The organism is Corallococcus sp. M7, assembly GCF_054512695.1.
The window spans coordinates 3,105,064-3,125,467 of the sequence record NZ_CM137252.1 but is presented as its reverse complement, the minus strand read 5'-3'; the positions used below and the strand labels follow the sequence as shown (position 1 = coordinate 3,125,467).

The 20,404-nt window shown below is 69.4% G+C and carries 1 protein-coding gene (cut by a window edge); it reads left to right on the top strand.

Annotated features, from left to right (window positions below; all coding sequences use genetic code 11):
- Positions 1 to 20,404, top strand: partial view of a non-ribosomal peptide synthase/polyketide synthase gene (locus ACX114_RS12865; RefSeq protein ID WP_459297992.1) — the 3' portion only. The gene continues 12,116 nt to the left of window position 1, outside the view; the window shows 20,404 of its 32,520 coding nt (coding positions 12,117-32,520); its start codon lies beyond the left edge, outside the window; it ends in the stop codon at positions 20,402 to 20,404.

The following is a 20,404-nucleotide window of genomic DNA, read 5'->3' as shown; positions in this document are numbered from 1 at the left end:
CGAGCGCCTCTACCGCACGGGCGACAAGGCCCGCTGGAAGCCGGACGGCACGCTCGACTTCCTGGGCCGCGTGGACTTCCAGGTGAAGGTGCGCGGCTTCCGCATCGAGCTGGGTGAAATCGAAGCCGCCCTGCGCGCCTTCCCGGGCATCAACGAGGCCGTCGTCGTGGCCCGGGGCTCGGACGCGGGCAAGCGCCTCATCGGCTACGTCACCGCTCGTGCGGGCTCCTCGCTGGACGTGGACCTTCTCAGGGCAGGCCTCAAGCAGCACCTGCCTGACTACATGGTGCCGTCGGCCTTCATGGTGCTGGACGCGCTGCCGCTCAATGCCAACGGCAAGGTGGACCGCAAGGCACTGCCGGAGCCCGAGGAGGCCTCTCGTGCCGCCTTCGTCGCGCCGCGCAACCCCACCGAGGAGCAACTGGCCACGCTCTTCGCCGAAGTCCTCCGCGTGGAGCGCGTAGGCATTCACGATGACTTCTTCGCGTTGGGAGGCCACTCGCTGCTGGCCACCCAGCTCGTCTCGCGCGTGCGGGCTACGCTGGGGTTGGAGTTGCCCCTGCGCGCGCTCTTCGATGCGCCGACCGTGGCCGCCCTCGCGCTGAAGCTCGCGGACACACGGCCCGCGGCTGCCCGGGGCACTCCCGCGATTCTGCCGGTGCCACGCACCACGGGAGCCATCCCACTCTCCTTCGCCCAGCAGCGCCTCTGGTTCCTGGATCAGCTCACGCCGGGAGATGCGTCGTACAACATCCCTTCCGCGCTCCGGCTCAAGGGCTTGGTGGACGTGGAGTCCTTGCGTCGCGCCTTCGAGTCCCTGGTCGCACGCCACGAGTCCCTGCGCACCACCTTCCATGAGCATGAAGGTCAGGCCACCCAGCACATCCACCTGCCGGACGCGTGGACGCTGCCGCTCGTGGACCTCTCCGCGCTGCCCGACGCGCAGCGCGAAGACGAGGCCCGGCGCCGGATCACGAAGGAGGCAAACCAGCCCTTCCACCTGGAGCGTGGACCGCTCCTGCGCACGACCCTGGTGCGTCTGTCGGAGGCTGACCACTTCCTGCTCGTGACGATGCATCACATCGTCTCCGACGGCTGGTCCATGGGCGTGCTCGTCCGTGAGCTGGTGGCCTTCTACGAGGCCTTCACCTCCGGCCAGACGCCCACGCTGGCGCCGCTGCCGGTGCAGTACGCGGACTTCGCGGAGCGGCAGCGCCAGTGGCTCCAGGGTGAAGCGCTGGACGCCCAGCTGGGCTACTGGAAGCAGCAGCTCGCGGGCGCGGCCTTCGCGCTGGAGCTGCCTACGGATCATCCCCGCCCGGCCATCCAGTCTCACTCGGGCGCGGCCATTTCCGTCCGGATTCCCCAGGCAACGTCCGAAGCGCTCAAGGCGCTGGCGCAGCGTGAAGGCGCCACGCCCTTCATGGTGCTGCTCGCGGCGTTCCAGGTGCTCCTGTCACGCTACTCCGCGCAGGACGACATCACCGTGGGCTCGCCCATCGCGGGCCGCACCCAGGCGGAGACCGAAGGCCTCATCGGCTTCTTCGTCAACACGCTCGTGTTGCGTGCTCACGTCCAGCCGCGTTCGACCTTCCGTGAGCTCCTCTCGCAGGTGCGAGGCACGACGCTCGCTGCCTACGAGCACCAGCACCTTCCGTTCGAGAAGCTGGTGGAGGTCCTCCAGCCCGCGCGGGATGCGAGCCGCAGCCCGCTGTTCCAGGTGATGTTCGCCCTCCAGAATGCCCCGGTTGGAGACCTGCGCATTCGCGGCCTCACCTTCCAGCAGGTCACCACCGAGGGACGCTCCGCGAAGTTCGACCTCAACCTGGCGATGCAGGACTCGCCTCAGGGCTTCGTGGGTTCGCTGGAGTACAGCACCGCCCTCTTCGAGCGGAGCACCATCGAGCGGATGGGCAGCCATCTGCTCACGCTGCTGGAGGCCGTGGCCACCAGGCCCGAGCAGTCCGTGGCCAGCCTGCCCCTCCTCTCCAGCGACGAGCGTCGGCAGCTCCTCGTTGAGTGGAATCCCCCGGCCTCGCAGGCGCCGCGTGAGCCCAGCATCCCCGCGATGGTGGAGGCCCAGGTGCGTCGCACGCCGGATGCACTGGCCGTCATCACGCCCGAGCGGCAGCTGACGTACCGGGAGCTGGACGCGAAGGCCAACCAGCTCGCACACCGGCTGCGCGGCCTGGGTGTCGGCCCCGAAGTCCGCGTCGGCCTGTGCGTCGAGCGCACCGAGGACCTTGTCATCGGAGCCCTCGGCATTCTCAAGGCTGGTGGCGCCTACGTGCCGCTGGACCCCAGCTACCCGCGTGAGCGTTTGGGTTGGCTGCTGGAGGACGCTCAGGGCCCTGCCCTCGTCGCTCACTCGCACCTCTTGCAGGCGCTGCCTGAAACCACCGCCACGCCGGTGTGCCTCGACTCGGACGTGGAGCTGGCGAAGCAGCCGACGACAGCACCCGTGGTGGATATCCACACGGGTCACCTCGCCTACCTCATCTACACCTCCGGCAGCACCGGTCGTCCCAAGGGCGTCGCCATCTCCCACGGCAACGCTGTCTCCTTCCTCCACTGGGCCCTGGAGACTTTCTCGCCCGAGGAGCTGAAGGGCACGCTCGCCGCGACGAGCCTCAACTTCGACCTCTCTGTCTTCGAGCTCTTCGCCCCGTTGAGCAGCGGTGGCGCGGTGGTGGTGGCGAAGAACGCCCTGCACCTGGCGGAGCTGTCCACCGCGTCTCACGTCACCCTGGTCAACACGGTGCCCTCCGCCATGGCGCAGCTCCTGCGCATGGGCGCGGTGCCGCCCTCCGTACAAGTCATCAATCTCGCGGGCGAAGCCCTGCCGGAGACGCTTGCGAAGCAGGTCTACGCCGTCCCGACGGTGCAGAAGCTCTACAACCTCTACGGCCCGTCCGAAGACACCACCTACTCCACGGCCTCCCTCGTCGGTCGTGACGAGGTACCCCTCATCGGCCGTCCTCTGCCCGCGACGCGCGCCTATGTGCTGGACGCTTCGCTCCAGCCCGTGCCTATCGGTGTCGCCGGTGAGCTGTACCTCGCCGGCGAAGGACAGGCGCGTGGATACCTGCTGCGTCCGGAGCTCACGGCCGAGCGCTTCGTGCCGGAGCCCTACGGTCCTCCCGGTAGCCGCATGTACCGCACGGGCGACCGCGTCCGTTACCGCCTGGACGGGCGGCTGGAGTACCTGGGCCGCGTCGACTTCCAGGTGAAGGTGCGTGGCTTCCGCATCGAGCTGGGAGAGATCGAAGCCGCCCTGCGCACCTTCCCGGGCGTCAACGAGGCCATCGTCGTGGCCCGGGGCTCGGACGCGGGCAAGCGCCTCATCGGCTACGTCACCGCTCGCGCGGGCGCCTCGCTGGACGTGGACGCGATCAAGGCCCAGCTCCGGCGGAGCCTGCCTGAGTACATGGTGCCGTCGGCCTTCGTGGTGCTGGCCGCCCTGCCCCTCAACTCCAATGGCAAGGTGGACCGCAAGGCCCTGCCGGAGCCCGAAGAGACCGCGCGCACCGCCGCCTATGTCGCACCGCGCACCGCCACCGAGAAGCAACTGGCGGCCCTCTTCACCGAAGTCCTCCGCGTGGAGCGCGTGGGCCTCCACGATGACTTCTTCGCGTTGGGAGGCCACTCGCTGCTGGCCACCCAGCTCGTCTCGCGCGTGCGGGCCACGCTGGGGCTGGAACTGCCCCTGCGAGCCCTCTTCGATGCGCCGACCGTGGCCGCCCTCACGCTGAAGCTCGCGGACGCACGGCCCGCGGTGGCCCGGGGTGCGCCTGCGCTCCGACCTTCCTCGCGCACGGGGGCCATTCCGCTCTCGTTCGCCCAGCAGCGCCTCTGGTTCCTGGATCAGCTCACGCCAGGGGATGCGTCGTACAACATTCCTTCCGCGCTCCGGCTCAAGGGCCCGGTGGACGTGGAGTCGCTGCGCCGCGCCTTCGAGTCCCTGGTCGCGCGTCATGAGTCCCTGCGCACCACCTTCCATGAGCATGAAGGTCAGGCCACCCAGCACATCCACCTGCCGGACGCGTGGACGCTGCCGCTCGTGGATCTCTCCGCGCTGCCCGACGCGCAGCGCGAAGACGAGGCCCGGCGCCGGATCACGAAGGAAGCGACCCAGCCTTTCCACCTGGAGCGTGGGCCGCTCCTGCGCACGACGCTGGTGCGGCTGGCGACCGAAGAGCACCTGTTGTTGGTGACGATGCATCACATCGTCTCCGACGGCTGGTCCATGGGCGTGCTCGTCCGCGAGCTGATTGCCTTCTACGAAGCCTTCACCTCCGGCCAGACGCCCACGTTGGCGCCGCTGCCCGTGCAGTACGCGGACTTCGCGGAACGACAGCGCCAGTGGCTCCAGGGTGAAGCCCTGGACGCGCAGCTGGGCTACTGGAAGCAGCAGCTCGCGGGCGCGGCCTTCGCGCTGGAGCTGCCCACCGACCATCCACGTCCGGCCATCCAGTCCCACCAGGGCGCGGTCGTCTCCGTCCGGATTCCCCAGGCAACGTCCGAAGCGCTCAAGGCGCTGGCGCAGCGTGAAGGCGCCACGCCCTTCATGGTGCTGCTGACAGCGTTCCAGGTGTTCCTGTCGCGATACTCCGCGCAGGACGACATCACCGTGGGCTCGCCCATCGCGGGCCGCACGCAGGCGGAGACCGAAGGCCTCATCGGCTTCTTCGTCAACACGCTGGTCCTGCGCACGCGCGTGGCGCCGGAGGAGTCGTTCCGCACGCTGCTCGCCCAGGTGCGAGGCACGACGCTGGCGGCCTACGAACACCAGCACCTGCCGTTCGAGAAGCTGGTCGAGGTCCTCCAGCCCGTCCGGGACACGAGCCGCAGCCCCCTGTTCCAGGTGATGTTCGCCCTCCAGAACGCCCCTGTTGGAGAGCTGCGTGTTCGCGGTCTCACCTTCCAGCAGGTCACCACCGAAGGGCGCTCCGCGAAGTTCGACCTCAACCTCGCGATGCAGGACTCGCCCCAGGGCTTCGTGGGCTCGCTGGAGTACAGCACCGCCCTCTTCAAGCGCGGCACCGTGGAGCGGATGGCCCGCCAGCTGGTCACCCTGCTGGAGGCCGTTGCCACCAGTCCCGAGCAGTCCGTGTCCGGGCTGTCCCTCCTCTCCAGCGAGGAGCGGCAGCGCATCCTCGTGGAGTGGAACGACACCACTGTCGCCAGCCCCACGGACATCCCCGTCCACGTCCACTTCGCCCGGCAGGCGCAGCGCGCGCCCGAGGCCGTCGCCCTCGTCCTGGGAGAGGCCTCGCTGACCTATGGCCAGCTGGACGCGCGCGCGAACCAACTGGCCCACCACCTGCGCGAGCTCGGCATCGCGCCGGGTGCGCGGGTCGGTCTCGCCGTCGAGCGGTCCTTCGAGTTGGTGACGGCGACCCTCGCCATCCTCAAGGTGGGGGCCACCTACGTTCCCGTGGACCGCAATGCGCCCGTGGAGCGCATCGCGTCCCTGTTGGAGGACGCGGACGTCCACTTCATCGTCACCCACCAGCCCTTCGCGTCCCTGCTGCCCGCCACCGGCACCCGCGTCTGGCTAGATGCGCAGCGCGATGTCATCGCCACGCGGCCCACCCACGCCCCCGACGTCCACGTGGACGGCGAGGCCATGGCCTACGTGATGTTCACCTCCGGGAGCACCGGCCGCCCCAAGGGCGTCTGCATTCCGCACCGGGGCATCACGCGAATGGTGGTTGGCAGCACCTTCATGCGCTTCGGCGCGGACGAGGTCTGGCTCCATGTCGCGCCCATCGCCTTTGACGCCTCCACGCTCGAGATCTGGGGCGCGCTGCTGAATGGCTCGAAGCTCGTCCTCGCACCGCCCCACTCGCTGTCGCTGGAGGAGCTGGCCGCGCTGCTGCGCCACCACGGCGTGACGACGCTGTTCCTGACGACCGCGCTCTTCGAGCAGATGGCCCTGCACCAGGGTGAAGCGCTCGCGGGCGTGCGCCAGATTCTCTCCGGTGGCGACGTGTTGCCCGCGGACCGCGTGCGAGAGCACCTGGCCCGCATCCCCGAAGGCGCCACCTTCCACAACGCCTACGGCCCCACGGAGAGCACCACCCTCGCCACCACCTTCGCCATGGGGCATGGCTCGCGCGTGGAAGGCGCCATCCCCGTCGGCCGGCCGCCCTCCAACTCCACGGTCTACGTGCTCGACGCGCACCTGCACCCGGCGCCCGTGGGCATCGCCGGCGAGGTGTACGTCGGCGGCCAGGGCCTGGCCTGGGGCTACCTGCACCGCCCGGACCTGACCGCGGAGCGCTTCATCCCCCACCCCTTCGCCACGAACCCCGGCGAGCGCCTCTACCGCACGGGTGACCAGGCCCGCTGGCGGGATGACGGCACGCTCGACTTCCTGGGCCGCGTGGACCTTCAGGTGAAGGTGCGTGGCTTCCGCATCGAGCTGGGCGAAATCGAAACCGCGCTGCGCTCCGCCGCTGGCGTCAATGAAGCGGTCGTCGTGGCCCGGGGCACCGGCGCGGACAAGCGCCTCATCGGCTACGTCACCGCGCGCGCGGGCCATTCACCGACGCCGGAGACGCTCCGGGCAGGCCTCAAGCAGCGGCTGCCGGAGTACATGGTGCCGTCGGCCTTCATGGTGCTGGGCGCGCTGCCCATCAACGCCAACGGCAAGGTGGACAGGAAGGCCCTGCCGGAACCAGGGAACACGGCTCGGAGCACCGCCTTCGTCGCGCCGCGCACCGCCACCGAGGAGCAGTTGGCCACCCTCTTCGCCGAGATCCTCCGGGTGGAGCGCATCGGCGTGCGGGACGACTTCTTCGCCATGGGAGGCCACTCCCTGCTGGCCACCCAGCTCGTCTCGCGCGTGCGCTCCACCTTCCGTGTGGAGCTGCCGCTGCGGGCCCTCTTCGAGGCGCCCACGGTCGAAGGCCTCGCGCCGAAGCTCGAGGAGGCCCGGTCCGCCGGCCTCCGCGCCCCGCCCCTGCGGCCCATGCCGCGCGAGGGCGCCATTCCGCTGTCCTTCGCCCAGCAGCGCCTCTGGCTGCTGGATCAGCTCCAGCCGGGAGACATCTCGTACAACATCCCCACCGCCCTGCGGCTGACGGGACAGGTGGACATCGAAGCCCTGCGCCGCGCCTTCGAGGCGCTGGTGGAGCGCCACGAGTCGCTGCGCACCACGCTCACCCCGTCGCAGGAGGAGCCGTCGCAATGCATCCATGACGCTTCCCGCTGGGAGCTGCCCCTCATCGACCTGACATCCCTGCCTGAGTCGCGGCGGGAGGAAGAGGCCCAGCGCGCGGCGGCCACGGAGGCACGGAGTGCCTTCAACCTCTCCACGGGTCCGTTGCTGCGCGGCACGCTGGTGCGGCTGGCGGCCGAAGAGCACCTGTTGCTGGTGACGATGCACCACATCGTCTCCGACGGCTGGTCCATGGGCGTGCTCGTCCGCGAGGTGGCTGCCTTCTACGAAGGCTTCGTCACGGGCCAGTGGCCCTCGCTCCCGCCGCTGCCGGTGCAGTACGCGGACTTCTCGATGTGGCAGCGAGGCTGGCTCCAGGGAGAGGCCCTGGACGCGCAGCTGGGCTACTGGAAGAAGCAGCTCGGGGGAGCACCTTCCGCGCTGGACCTGCCCACGGACCACCCGCGTCCACCGGTGCAGTCGCGCCGGGGCGCCACGGTGGACGTGCGCATTCCGTTGGAGGTCTCCCAGGCCCTGAAGACCCTGGCCCAGGATGAAGGCGCCACGCCCTTCATGTTGTTGCTAGCGGCCTGGCAGTTGCTCCTGTCGCGCTACTCCACGCAGGACGACATCAGCGTGGGCACGCCCATCGCGGGCCGCACGCAGGCGGAGACCGAGGGCCTTATCGGCTTCTTCGTCAACACGCTGGTGCTGCGCGCCCACGTGCAGCCGCAGGCGACCTTCCGTGAGCTCCTCGCGCAGGTGCGCCGCACGACGCTCGCGGCCTACGAGCACCAGCACGTGCCTTTCGAGAAGCTGGTGGAGGTCCTCCAGCCCTCGCGAGACCTGAGCCGCAGCGCGCTCTTCCAGACGATGTTCTCCCTGCAGAACGCGCCCACCGAAGCGCTCCGCGTGTCCGGACTGTCCTTCCAGAGCGTCCCGGTGGACACCCGGTCCTCCAAGTTCGACCTCACGCTCACCCTCGGCGAGTCGCCCCAGGGCTTCGGCGGGACACTGACGTACGCCACGGACCTCTTCGATGTGTCGACGGTCCAGCGCATGTCTGGCCACCTGGGCGTGCTGCTGGAGGCCATCGCCGCGCAGCCGGATGCGACGCTCGCGAGCCTGCCGCTGCTCACAGCGCCGGAGCGCCAGCAACTCCTCGTCGATTGGAATGGCCCCAGCGCGGAGTTCCCCCGCGACCTCTGCCTCCATGAGGCCTTCAGCGCCCAGGCCCTTCGCACGCCCGACGCCCTGGCCGTCATCTGCCGTGAGGAGCGACTCACCTTCCGTGAGCTGGACACGCGCGCCAATCAGCTCGCGCACCGCCTGGTGAAACTGGGCGTTGGCCCCGACGTGCGCGTGGTGCTGTGCGTGGAGCGCTCCGTGGAGGCCCTCGTCGGCATCCTCGGCACTCTCAAGGCCGGGGGCGCCTACGTGCCCATCGACCCCAGCTACCCTCGCGAGTGGCTTGCCCACGTCCTCCAGGACACGGGTGCTCCGGTGGTGCTCACCCAGCAGCGCCTGCGCGACTCGCTGCCCCCGCACTCCGCGCATACCCTCTGCCTGGACTCCGACGCCGCGGACCTTGCTCTTGAGTCCCAGGTCGCGCCGGTGACGTCGGTCACGCCGGAACACCTCGCCTACATCATCTACACCTCGGGCAGCACTGGCCGCCCCAAGGGCGTGATGATTCAGCACCGCTCCGTGCTCAACCTGCGCGTCGCGCTTGCCGCTACGGTGCATGCAGACTCTCAGCCTGGGGAGCGCGTCAGCGTCAACGCACCGCTGTCCTTCGACGCCTCCGTCAAGCAGCTCATCCAGGTGCTCGACGGCCACACCCTCTGCATCGTCCCCGACGAAGCCCGCGCTGACATCAGCGAGCTCGTCAATCGCATTGGCCAGGATGCGCTGGACGTCCTCGATTGCTCCCCAGCCCACCTGCGCCTGCTGGTGGATGAGGGCCTCCTGGAGCGCACGGCCATCCCCCACCGCGTCCTCGTGGGCGGTGAAGCCGTGGACCCCGCCACCTGGCGTCACCTGGCCCAGGCTCCTCGTCCTCGCGTCTTCAACGTCTACGGCCCCACCGAGTGCACCGTCGACGCCACCGCCTGCGCCTTCGACGCCTCCTCCACGCCTACCATCGGCAGGCCTCTGCCCAACGTCCGCGTCTACGTGCTCGACCGCACGTTGCGTCCCGTGCCCGTGGGCGTCGCGGGTGAGCTCTTCATCGGCGGTGCGGGCGTCGCTCGTGGCTACCTCAACCGCCCCGAGCTGACGGCGGACCGCTTCATCCCCGACGCCTTCTCCTCCACGCCCGGTGCCCGCCTCTACCGCACCGGCGACGTGGTGCGCTGGCGTGCGGACGGCATGCTCGACTACCTGGGCCGTGCGGACTTCCAAGTGAAGGTCCGCGGCTTCCGCATCGAGCTGGGGGAAATCGAGTCCCGCCTGCTGGGACACCCCGCCGTGCATCAGGCCGTCGTCCTCGCCCGCGAGGATGTGCCCGGCGACAAGCGACTCGTCGCCTATCTCGTCCCCGAGGCGGGAGAGTCCCTGGACACCACCGAGCTGCGCACCTTCCTCAAGCAGCACCTGCCTGAGTACATGGTGCCCTCCGCGCTCCTCGTGTTGGAGGCCCTGCCGCTCAACACCAACGGGAAGGTGGACCGCAAGGCCCTGCCCGCCCCCCAGGGCACCGCGCTTGCCTCCAGCTTCGTCGCGCCACGCACGCCCGCGGAAGAGCAGCTCGCGGCCCTCTTCACGCAGGTGCTGCGGGTGGAGCGCGTGGGCGTCCACGACGACTTCTTCGCCCTGGGAGGCCACTCCCTGCTGGCCACCCAGCTCGTCTCGCGCGTGCGAGCCACGTTCCGCGTGGAGCTGCCGCTTCGGGCCCTCTTCGAATCCCCGACAGTCGCCACGCTGGCGGAGCGGCTCCAGACGGCCACGCCGAACCTCCACCTGCCCGCCCTCACCCGCGCCGCACATGACGGTCCGCTACCGCTGTCCTTCGCACAGCAGCGGCTGTGGCTCTTGGATCAGCTCCAGCCTGGGGACGCGTCGTACAACATCCCCACCGCGCTTCAGCTCTCCGGGCACCTGGACGTGGAGGCCCTGCGCCGTGCCTTCGAAGCGCTCGTTCATCGCCACGAGGCCCTGCGCACCACCTTCCACGAGCACCAGGATCAGCCCATCCAGACCATCCACGATCCCAGTGGATGGACCCTGCCGCTCGTGGATCTCTCCGCCCGGCCAGAAGCACTCCGGGAGGAAGAGGCGCGGCGACTGGCCAATGAGGAAGCGCGTCGGCCGTTCGACCTCGCGAAGGGCCCGCTGCTGCGCAGCACGCTGGTGCGTCTGGCCGAGGACTCCCACCTGCTACTTGTGACGATGCATCACATCGTCTCCGACGGCTGGTCCACGGGCGTCCTCGTCCGGGAAGTGGCGGCGTTCTACGAGGCCTTCTCCACGGGCCAGTCGCCCTCGCTCCCGCCGCTGCCCGTGCAGTACGCGGACTTCGCCACATGGCAGCGCAACTGGCTCCAGGGCAAGGCGCTGGATGCGCAGATCCACTTCTGGAAGCAGCAGCTCTCCGGAGCTCCCGCCGCGCTGGAGCTGCCCACGGACCACCCGCGTCCGCCCGTGCAGTCCCACCGGGGCGACTCGGTGGACGTGCGCATTCCCAAGCATATCGCGGAGGCCCTCAAGGCTCTCTCACAGAGGGAAGGCGCCACGCCGTTCATGACGTTGCTCGCGGCCTTCCAGGTGCTGCTGTCTCGCTACTCCGCGCAGGATGACGTCAGCGTGGGTACGCCCATCGCCGGCCGCACCCAGGCGGAGACCGAAGGCCTCATTGGCTTCTTCATCAACACGCTCGTGCTGCGCGCCCAACTGAACCCGCGCGTGACGTTCCGGGACCTGCTGACCCAGGTGCGAGGCACGACGCTCGCGGCCTACGACCATCAGCACCTGCCGTTCGAGAAGCTCGTCGAAGCCGTGCAGCCCACGCGAGACCTGAGCCGCAGCCCGCTCTTCCAGGCCATGTTCGTCCTGCAGAACACGCCCACCGAGGCGCTGCGCCTGCCGGGCTTGTCCTTCCAGGCGCTGCCGCTGGAAGCCCACTTCGCGAAGTTCGATCTCTCCCTGGGCCTGCGTGAAGGCGGGGACGGATTCGTCGGCACGCTGGAGTACGCGACGGACCTGTTCGACGCGGCGACCATCCAGCGCATGGCCGGGCACTTCGGAGTGCTGCTGGAGGCCATTGCCAAGGAGCCGGACACGAAGCTTGGTGACCTGCCGCTGCTTACGGACGCCGAGCGCCAGCAACGCCTCGTCGAATGGAATCCCCCGGCCTCGCAGGCGCTGCGTGAGCCCAGCATCCCCGCGATGGTGGAAGCGCAGGTGCGTCGCACGCCGGACGCGCTGGCCGTCATCACGCCCGAGCGACAACTGACGTACCGGGAGCTGGATGCGAAGGCGAATCAGCTCGCCCACCGCCTGCGCGGACTGGGGGTCGGCCCCGAAGTCCGCGTCGGCCTGTGCGTCGAGCGCACCGAGGACCTCGTCATCGGAGCGCTCGGCATCCTCAAGGCCGGTGGTGCCTACGTGCCCCTGGACCCCAGCTATCCGCGTGAGCGCCTGGGCTGGTTGCTGGAGGACGCTCAGGGCCCGGCTCTCGTCGCCCACTCGCATCTGCTTTCGGCACTGCCCGAGACGTCTGCGACGCCCGTGTGCCTCGACTCGGACGTGGAGCTGGCGAAGCAGCCGACGACGGCGCCCGTGGTGGACATTCACCCGGGGCACCTCTCCTACCTCATCTACACCTCGGGCAGCACCGGCCGTCCCAAGGGCGTCGCCATCTCGCACGGCAATGCCGTGACGTTCCTCCACTGGGCTCTCTCCACGTTCGCCCCAGAGGAGCTGAAGGGCACGCTCGCCGCGACTAGCCTCAACTTCGACCTCTCCGTCTTCGAACTCTTCGCTCCGCTCTCCAGTGGCGGCGCGGTGGTGGTGGCGAAGAACGCCCTGCACCTGGCCGAGTTGCCTACGGCCTCTCACGTCACCCTGGTCAACACGGTGCCCTCCGCCATGGCGCAGCTCCTGCGCCTGGGCGCGGTGCCGCCCTCCGTGCGCGTCATCAATCTCGCGGGCGAAGCCCTGCCGGAGACGCTCGCGAAGCAGGTCTACGCGGTGCCCACGGTTGAGAAGCTCTTCAACCTCTACGGGCCTTCCGAAGACACCACCTACTCCACAGCCTCTCTCGTCGGCCGTGACGAAGTGCCTCTCATTGGCCGTCCTCTGCCCGCAACGCGGGCCTACGTGCTGGACGCTTCGCTGCAACCGGTGCCCGTGGGCGTCGCGGGTGAGCTGTACCTCGCCGGCGAAGGCCAGGCGCGTGGATACCTGCTGCGCCCGGAACTCACGGCCGAGCGCTTCGTCCCTGAACCCTACGGCCCTCCCGGTGGCCGCATGTACCGCACGGGTGACCGCGTCCGGTACCGCCTGGACGGGCGGCTGGAGTACCTCGGCCGCATCGACTTCCAGGTGAAGGTGCGCGGCTTCCGCATCGAACTGGGTGAAATCGAAGCCGCCCTCCGCCGCGCTCCGGGCCTCAAGGACGTCGTCGTCGTCGCCAAGGGTGAGGCCGCCGACAAGCGCCTCGTCGCCTACGTCTCTCCCAAGGCCGAGGCCTCCCTGGAGGTGGAAGCCCTCAAGACGCACCTGCGCCAGGGCCTGCCCGAGTACATGGTGCCCGCCACGTTCGTCGTGCTGGAAGCCCTGCCCCTCAACTCCAACGGCAAGGTCGACCGCAAGGCCCTGCCGGAGCCGGAGGCGCCTCAGTCCGGCCACACCTACGAAGCACCTCGGACGGAAGCCGAAGCGAAGCTGGCCTCCATCTGGGCTGAAGTCCTGCGTCTGCCCCAGGTGGGCGTGAAGGACTCCTTCTTCGAGCTGGGCGGCCACTCCCTGCTGGCCACCCAGGTCGTGTCGCGTATTCGTTCGGAGTTCAGCGTGGAGTTGCCGCTGCGCGCGCTCTTCGAATCCCCCACGGTGGAGGCGCTCGCCGGGCGTCTCCACGGGGGCGCGAGTTCCCAGGCCCCGAAGCTCACCCGCGTCTCGCATGACGGTCCGCTGCCGCTGTCCTTCGCTCAGCAGCGGCTGTGGCTCTTGGATCAACTCCAGCCGGGGGACGCGTCGTACAACCTCCCCACCGCGCTCCAGCTCTCCGGTCACCTGGACGTCGAGGCCCTGCGCCGTGCCTTCGAGGCGCTCGTCCAGCGTCATGAAGCCCTGCGCACCACCTTCCATGCGCACCGGGACCAGCCCATCCAGACCATCCACGCCGCCAGTGGATGGACGCTGCCGCTCGTGGACCTCTCCACCCATCCCGAGGTGCTTCGGGAGGAGCAAGCACGGCGACTGGCCAACGAGGAAGCGCGTCGGCCGTTCGACCTCGCGAAGGGCCCGCTGCTGCGCAGCACGCTGGTGCGTCTGACCGAGGACTCCCACCTGCTGCTCGTGACGATGCACCACATCGTCTCCGACGGCTGGTCCATGGGTGTCCTCGTCCGGGAGATGGTGGCCTTCTATGAGGCCTTCGCCACGGGCAGCACGCCGGCCTTCGCGCCCATGCCCGTGCAGTACGCGGACTTCGCGGCGTGGCAGCGGAACTGGCTCCAGGGTGAGGCGCTGGACGCGCAGATCCACTTCTGGAAGCAGCAGCTCTCCGGAGCGCCCGCGGCACTGGAGCTGCCGACGGACCATCCGCGTCCGCCCGTGCAGTCGCACCGGGGCGCCACGATGGACGTGCGCATTCCCTCGGAGGTGTCGCACGCGCTCAAGGCGCTGGCGCAGCGTGAAGGCGCCACGCCCTTCATGACGCTGCTGGCGGCGTTCCAGGTGCTGCTGTCTCGCTACTCCGCGCAGGACGACATCAGCGTGGGCTCGCCCATCGCGGGCCGCACGCAGGCGGAGACCGAGGGTCTCATCGGATTCTTCGTCAACACGCTCGTGCTGCGTGCCCGGCTGGACTCACGTGCGACGTTCCGCGACCTGTTGACCCAGGTGCGAGGCACGACCTTCGCGGCCTTCGAGCACCAGCACGTGCCCTTCGAGAAGCTCGTCGAAGCCGTGCAGCCCACGCGCGACCTGAGCCGCAGTCCGCTCTTCCAGGCCATGTTCGTCCTGCAGAACACGCCGAATGAGGCGCTGCGTCTGCCGGGCTTGTCCTTCCAGGCCCTGCCGCTGGAGGCCCACTTCGCCAAGTTCGACCTCTCCCTGGGCCTGCGTGAAGGCCGGGATGGATTCGTCGGCACGTTCGAGTACGCGACGGACCTGTTCGACGCAGCGACCATCCAGCGCATGGCCGGTCACTTCGGAGTGCTGCTGGAGGCTATCGCCAATAAGCCGGACACCCGGCTAGGGGACCTGCCGCTTCTCACCAACACGGAGCGCCAGCAACTCCTCGTCGAATGGAATCCCCCGGCCTCGCAGGCGCCGCGTGAGCCCAGCATCCCCACGTTGGTGGAAGCCCAGGTACGTCGCACGCCGGATGCGCTGGCCGTCATCACGCCCGAGCGGCGGCTGACGTACCGGGAGCTGGATGCGAGGGCCAACCAGCTCGCCCACCGTCTGCGCGGCCTGGGTGTCGGCCTCGAAGTCCGTGTCGGCCTGTGCGTCGAGCGCACCGAGGACCTTGTCATCGGAGCCCTCGGCATCCTCAAGGCCGGTGGCGCCTACGTACCCCTGGACCCCAGCTACCCGCGTGAGCGTTTGGGCTGGCTGCTGGAGGATGCCCAGGGCCCTGCCCTCGTCGCCCACTCGCATCTGCTCTCGGCACTGCCCGAAACGTCCGCGACGCCGGTGTGCCTCGACTCGGATGCGGAACTGGCGAAGCAGCCGACGACGGCGCCCGTGGTGGACATCCACGCCGGTCACCTCGCCTACCTCATCTACACCTCGGGCAGCACCGGTCGGCCCAAGGGCGTCGCCATCTCCCACGGCAACGCTGTCTCCTTCCTCCACTGGGCCTTGGAGACCTTCCCACCGGAGGAGCTAAAGGGCACGCTCGCCGCGACGAGCCTCAACTTCGACCTCTCCGTCTTCGAGCTCTTCGCCCCGTTGAGCAGTGGTGGCGCGGTGGTGGTGGCACGCAACGCCCTGCACCTGGCCGAGTTGCCTACGGCCTCGCACGTCACCCTGGTCAACACGGTGCCCTCCGCCATGGCGCAACTCCTGCGCCTGGGCGCGGTGCCGCCCTCCGTGCGTGTCATCAACCTCGCGGGTGAAGCCCTGCCAGAGACGCTAGCGAAGCAGGTCTACGCGGTGCCCACGGTTGAGAAGCTCTACAACCTCTACGGCCCGTCAGAAGACACCACCTACTCCACGGCCTCTCTCGTCAGCCGTGACGAAGTGCCTCTCATTGGCCGTCCTCTGCCCGCGACGCGCGCCTACGTGCTGGACGCTTCGCTGCAACCGGTGCCCGTGGGCGTCGCGGGTGAGCTGTACCTCGCCGGCGAAGGCCAGGCGCGTGGATACCTGCTGCGCCCGGAACTCACGGCCGAGCGCTTCGTGCCGGAGCCCTACGGCCCCCCGGGTGGCCGCATGTACCGCACGGGTGACCGCGTCCGTTACCGCGTGGACGGGCGGCTGGAGTACCTCGGCCGCATCGACTTCCAGGTGAAGGTGCGCGGCTTCCGCATCGAACTGGGTGAAATCGAAGCCGCCCTCCGCCGCGCTCCGGGCCTCAAGGACGTCGTCGTCGTCGCCAAGGGTGAGGCCGCCGACAAGCGCCTCGTCGCCTACGTCTCTCCCAAGGCCGAGGCCTCCCTGGAGGTGGAAGCCCTCAAGACGCACCTGCGCCAGGGCCTGCCCGAGTACATGGTGCCCGCCACCTTCGTGGTGCTTGAGGCGCTGCCTCTCAACTCCAACGGCAAGGTCGACCGCAAGGCCCTGCCGGAGCCGGAGGCGCCTCAGTCCGGCCACACCTACGAAGCACCTCGCACGGAAGCCGAAGCGAAGCTGGCCTCCATCTGGGCCGAAGTCCTGCGCCTGCCCAAGGTAGGCGTAAAGGACTCCTTCTTCGAGCTGGGCGGCCACTCGCTGCTGGCCACGCAGGTGGTGTCGCGCGTCCGCGCCGAGTTCAACGTCGAACTCCCGCTGCGCGCACTCTTCGAGTCCCCCACGGTGGAGGCGCTCGCGGTTCGTCTCTCGGGACTCTCCCGCACGAGCACTTCGCTGCTCACCCGCGTCTCGCACGATGGTCCGCTGCCGCTGTCCTTCGCGCAGCAGCGGCTGTGGCTCATTGATCAGCTCGAACCGGGCAGCCCTCTCTACAACGTGCCTGTCGCTGTCCGGCTGGAGGGCCACCTGCACACGGACGTGCTGGAGCATGCTCTGCAAGAAGTCGTGCGCCGGCACGACGCCCTGCGCACCACCTTCGTCCAGGTGGACGGAGAGCCGGTCCAGCGCATCCATCCCGACAGTCCGCTGCCACTGGGGCTCGTGGACCTCTCGGACGTGCCTGAATCCCAGCGCGAGCCCGAGGCACGGGCTCGTGTTGAAGAGGAGATGCGCCGGCCCTTCGACCTGCGCACCGGCCCGCTCCTCCGCACGCTGCTCTTCAAGTTGGCTGAACACGAGCACGTGCTCGTCGTCACCCTGCACCACATCGTCTCCGACGGCTGGTCGCTGGGCGTGCTGGTGCGAGAAGTGACCGCCCTCTACGCGGCCTTCTCCGCGGGACAGCCGTCGCCGCTGCCTGCCCTTCCTGTGCAGTACGCGGACTACGCCGATTGGCAGCGCCGCACGCTCTCGGGTGAGACGCTGCGGCAGGAAATGGCCTACTGGGAGGCGAAGCTCTCTGGCGCTCCAGCCGTGCTGGAACTGCCCACCGACTTCCCCCGTCCGGCCGTCAGGAGCAACGCGGGCGCGACCCTCGGCTTCACCCTGTCCCGTGAGCTGACAGAAGCCCTGCGGAGCCTGGGCCACCGTGAAGGCGGTTCGCTCTTCATGGTGCTGCTCGCGGCCTGGCAGGGCCTGCTGTCGCGCTACACGGGCCAGCAGGACATCAGCGTGGGCTCGCCCATCGCGGGCCGTACGCGGGCGGAGACGGAGGGCCTCATCGGCTTCTTCGTCAACACGCTCGTCCTGCGCGCGAAGGTGGATGAGGGTCAGTCCTTCCGGGCGCTGCTCCAGCAGGTACGCGCCACGGTGCTGGAGGCCTACGAGCACCAGGAGGTGCCGTTCGAGAAGCTGGTGGAGGTCCTCCAGCCGATGCGCAGCCTCAGCCATACGCCGCTCTTCCAGACGCTGCTCGCACTCCAGAACGTGCCCACGGAGGACGTGCGGCTGCCAGAGCTCCGTCTCCGCAGCTTGGAATCCACCCACTCGACGTCGAAGTTCGACGTGAGCGTCTTCTTCACGGAGACGGCCGAAGGGCTGCGAGGCACGCTGGAGTACAGCACCGCACTCTTCGAGCGGAGCACGATGGAGCGGATGGCCCGCCACCTGCGCACGCTGCTGGAGGCCGCGGCCGCGAAGCCCGAGCAGACCTTGGCCCACTTGCCACTCCTTTCCAACGACGAGCGCCAGCGCGTCCTTGTGGAGTGGAATGACACGGCCGCCGTCAGCCCGACGGACGTGCCGGTCCACGTCCACTTCGCGCGGCAGGCTCAGCGCACGCCCAACGCGGTGGCCCTGGTGCTGGGGGATGACTCGCTGACGTACGCCCAACTGGATTCACGCGCGAACCAGCTGGCCCATCACCTGCGGGCCCTGGGCATCGTCCCGGGTGCGCGCGTCGGCCTCGCCGTCGAGCGTTCCTTCGAGTTGGTGACCGCGCTCCTCGCCATCCTCAAGGTGGGTGCGGCCTTCGTCCCGGTGGACCGCAATGCGCCTGTCGAACGCATCGCGATGTTGCTGGAGGACGCGGACGTGGACGTGACGGTGACTCACCAGCCCTTCGCCTCACTGCTGCCCGCCTCTGGCACCCGCGTCTGGCTGGATGCCCAGTCCGCGGAGATTGCTACGCAGCCCACGCATGCGCCGGACGTCCGCGTGGACGGTGAAGCCCTCGCCTACGTGATGTTCACCTCGGGCTCCACGGGCCGCCCCAAGGGCGTCAGCGTGCCCCACCGGGGCATCACCCGCCTCGTGCTCGGCAGCACCTTCATGCGCTTCGGGCCCGACGAAGTCTGGCTCCAGTTCGCCCCTGTGGCCTTCGACGCCTCCACTCTCGAAATCTGGGGCGCGCTGCTGCACGGCGCGAAGCTCGTCCTCGCTCCGCCGCACTCCCTCTCGCTGGAGGAACTGGCCGCCCAGCTGCGTCACCACCGCGTGACGTCTCTCTGGCTCACCGCCGCCCTCTTCGAGCAGATGGCCCTGCACCAGGGTGAAGCGCTCTCGGGCGTGCGTCAGGTGCTCGCCGGTGGCGATGTGCTGCCCGCCGCTCGTGTGCGCGAGCACCTCGCGCGCATTCCGGAGGGCGCCAGCTTCCTCAACGGCTACGGCCCCACGGAGAACACCACCTTCTCCACCACCTTCGCCATGCGGCACGGCGCGCGCGTGGAAGGCACCATCCCCATTGGCCGGCCGCTCTCCAACTCCACCGTCTACGTCCTCGACGCTCACCTGCACCCGGTGCCCGTGGGCGTGGCCGGTGAGGTGTACGTCGGCGGCCAGGGCCTCGCGTGGGGCTACCTGAACCGCCCCGAGCTCACCGCGGAACGCTTCGTCCCGCATCCCTTCGCCTCCACGCCGGGTGAGCGCCTCTACCGCACGGGCGACCAGGCCCGTTGGAAGGAGGACGGCACGCTCGACTTCCTGGGCCGCGTCGACTTCCAGGTGAAGGTGCGTGGCTTCCGCATCGAGCTGGGTGAAATCGAAGCCGCCCTGCGCTCCGCCACCGGCGTCAACGAGGCCATCGTCGTGGCTCGGGGCACGGACGCGGACAAGCGCCTCATCGGCTACGTCACCGCACGAGTGGGCTCCTCTCTGGATGCGGACACCCTGAAGGCAAGCCTCAAGCAGCACCTGCCCGAGTACATGGTGCCGTCGGCCCTCGTCGTGCTGGACACGCTGCCCCTCAACGCCAACGGCAAGGTGGACCGCAAGGCCCTACCCGAACCCGATGCCCACGCCATCGAGGCCCGGGACTTCGTCGCGCCCCGCGACGCGCTCGAAATGCAGCTCGCCCGCATCTGGGAGGACGTCCTCGGCGTCCGCTCCGTCGGCGTGCGCTCCAGCTTCTTCGAGTTGGGTGGCCACTCCCTGCTCGCCGTGCGCATGCTCGCGTCCATCCGTGAGCGGCTCGGTCTCAGCCTTCCTCTCTCCGTCCTCTTCCAGCAGCCCACCATCGAGCAGCTTGCCCAGGTGCTCCGTGACGACTCACGGGACTGGACGCCCCTCGTCCCGCTGGAGCGCGGAGAGCCCAACCAGCGCCCCCTCTTCCTCGTCCACCCAGGCGGCGGCAACGTCCTGGCCTACTCGGAACTGGCGCGCCGGCTGGGACCCTCGCTGCCCGTCTTCGGCCTCCAGTCGCGCGGCCTCGACGGACGGCCCGTCGCCGAGTCCATCGAGGAGATGGCCAGCCTCTACATCGAAGCCATCCGCACCGTGCAGCCCCACGGCCCCTACCAACTGGGAGGCTGGTCGCTCGGCGGCGTCATCGCCTACGAGATGGCCCGTCGCCTGCGCGCGGCCGGCGAAGCCGTGGACCTGCTCGCCCTCATCGATGCCCACCTCTACGGCCTGACGAAGCCCGCCCAGTCCGAGACGCAGCTCGACTCTGAGTCCCGCGCGCGGCTGGCCTTCGCCCATGCCACCGCCACCGCCTTCGGCCAGGAGCTCTCCGCCCCGGACGAAGCACTGGCACAGAGCGACGACGCCATGCTGGGACACCTGCTGCAGGAAGGGCTCCGGGCGCGCATCCTCGACGCTCAGTCCGGCCCGGCCCAGTTGCGTGCCCTCTTCAACGTCTTCCGGGCCAACCTCTTCGCCCACGAGAAGTACGTCCCCCAGCCGTACGACGGCACCGCACTCCTCCTGAGCGCCAGCGAAGCCGCCGCCGGGACTCCGCGTCACCGCGGCTGGGAGCCCCTGGTGCGTGGCGGGCTGGAGGTGCACGACGTCCCCGGCGGCCACCACGAGCTGATGCAGGACCCGCACCTGGGTCGTGTCGTCGAGCACCTGCGGCGGGCCCTGTCGGCCCTCACGCAGGCCGAAGCCACCGGCAGTTGA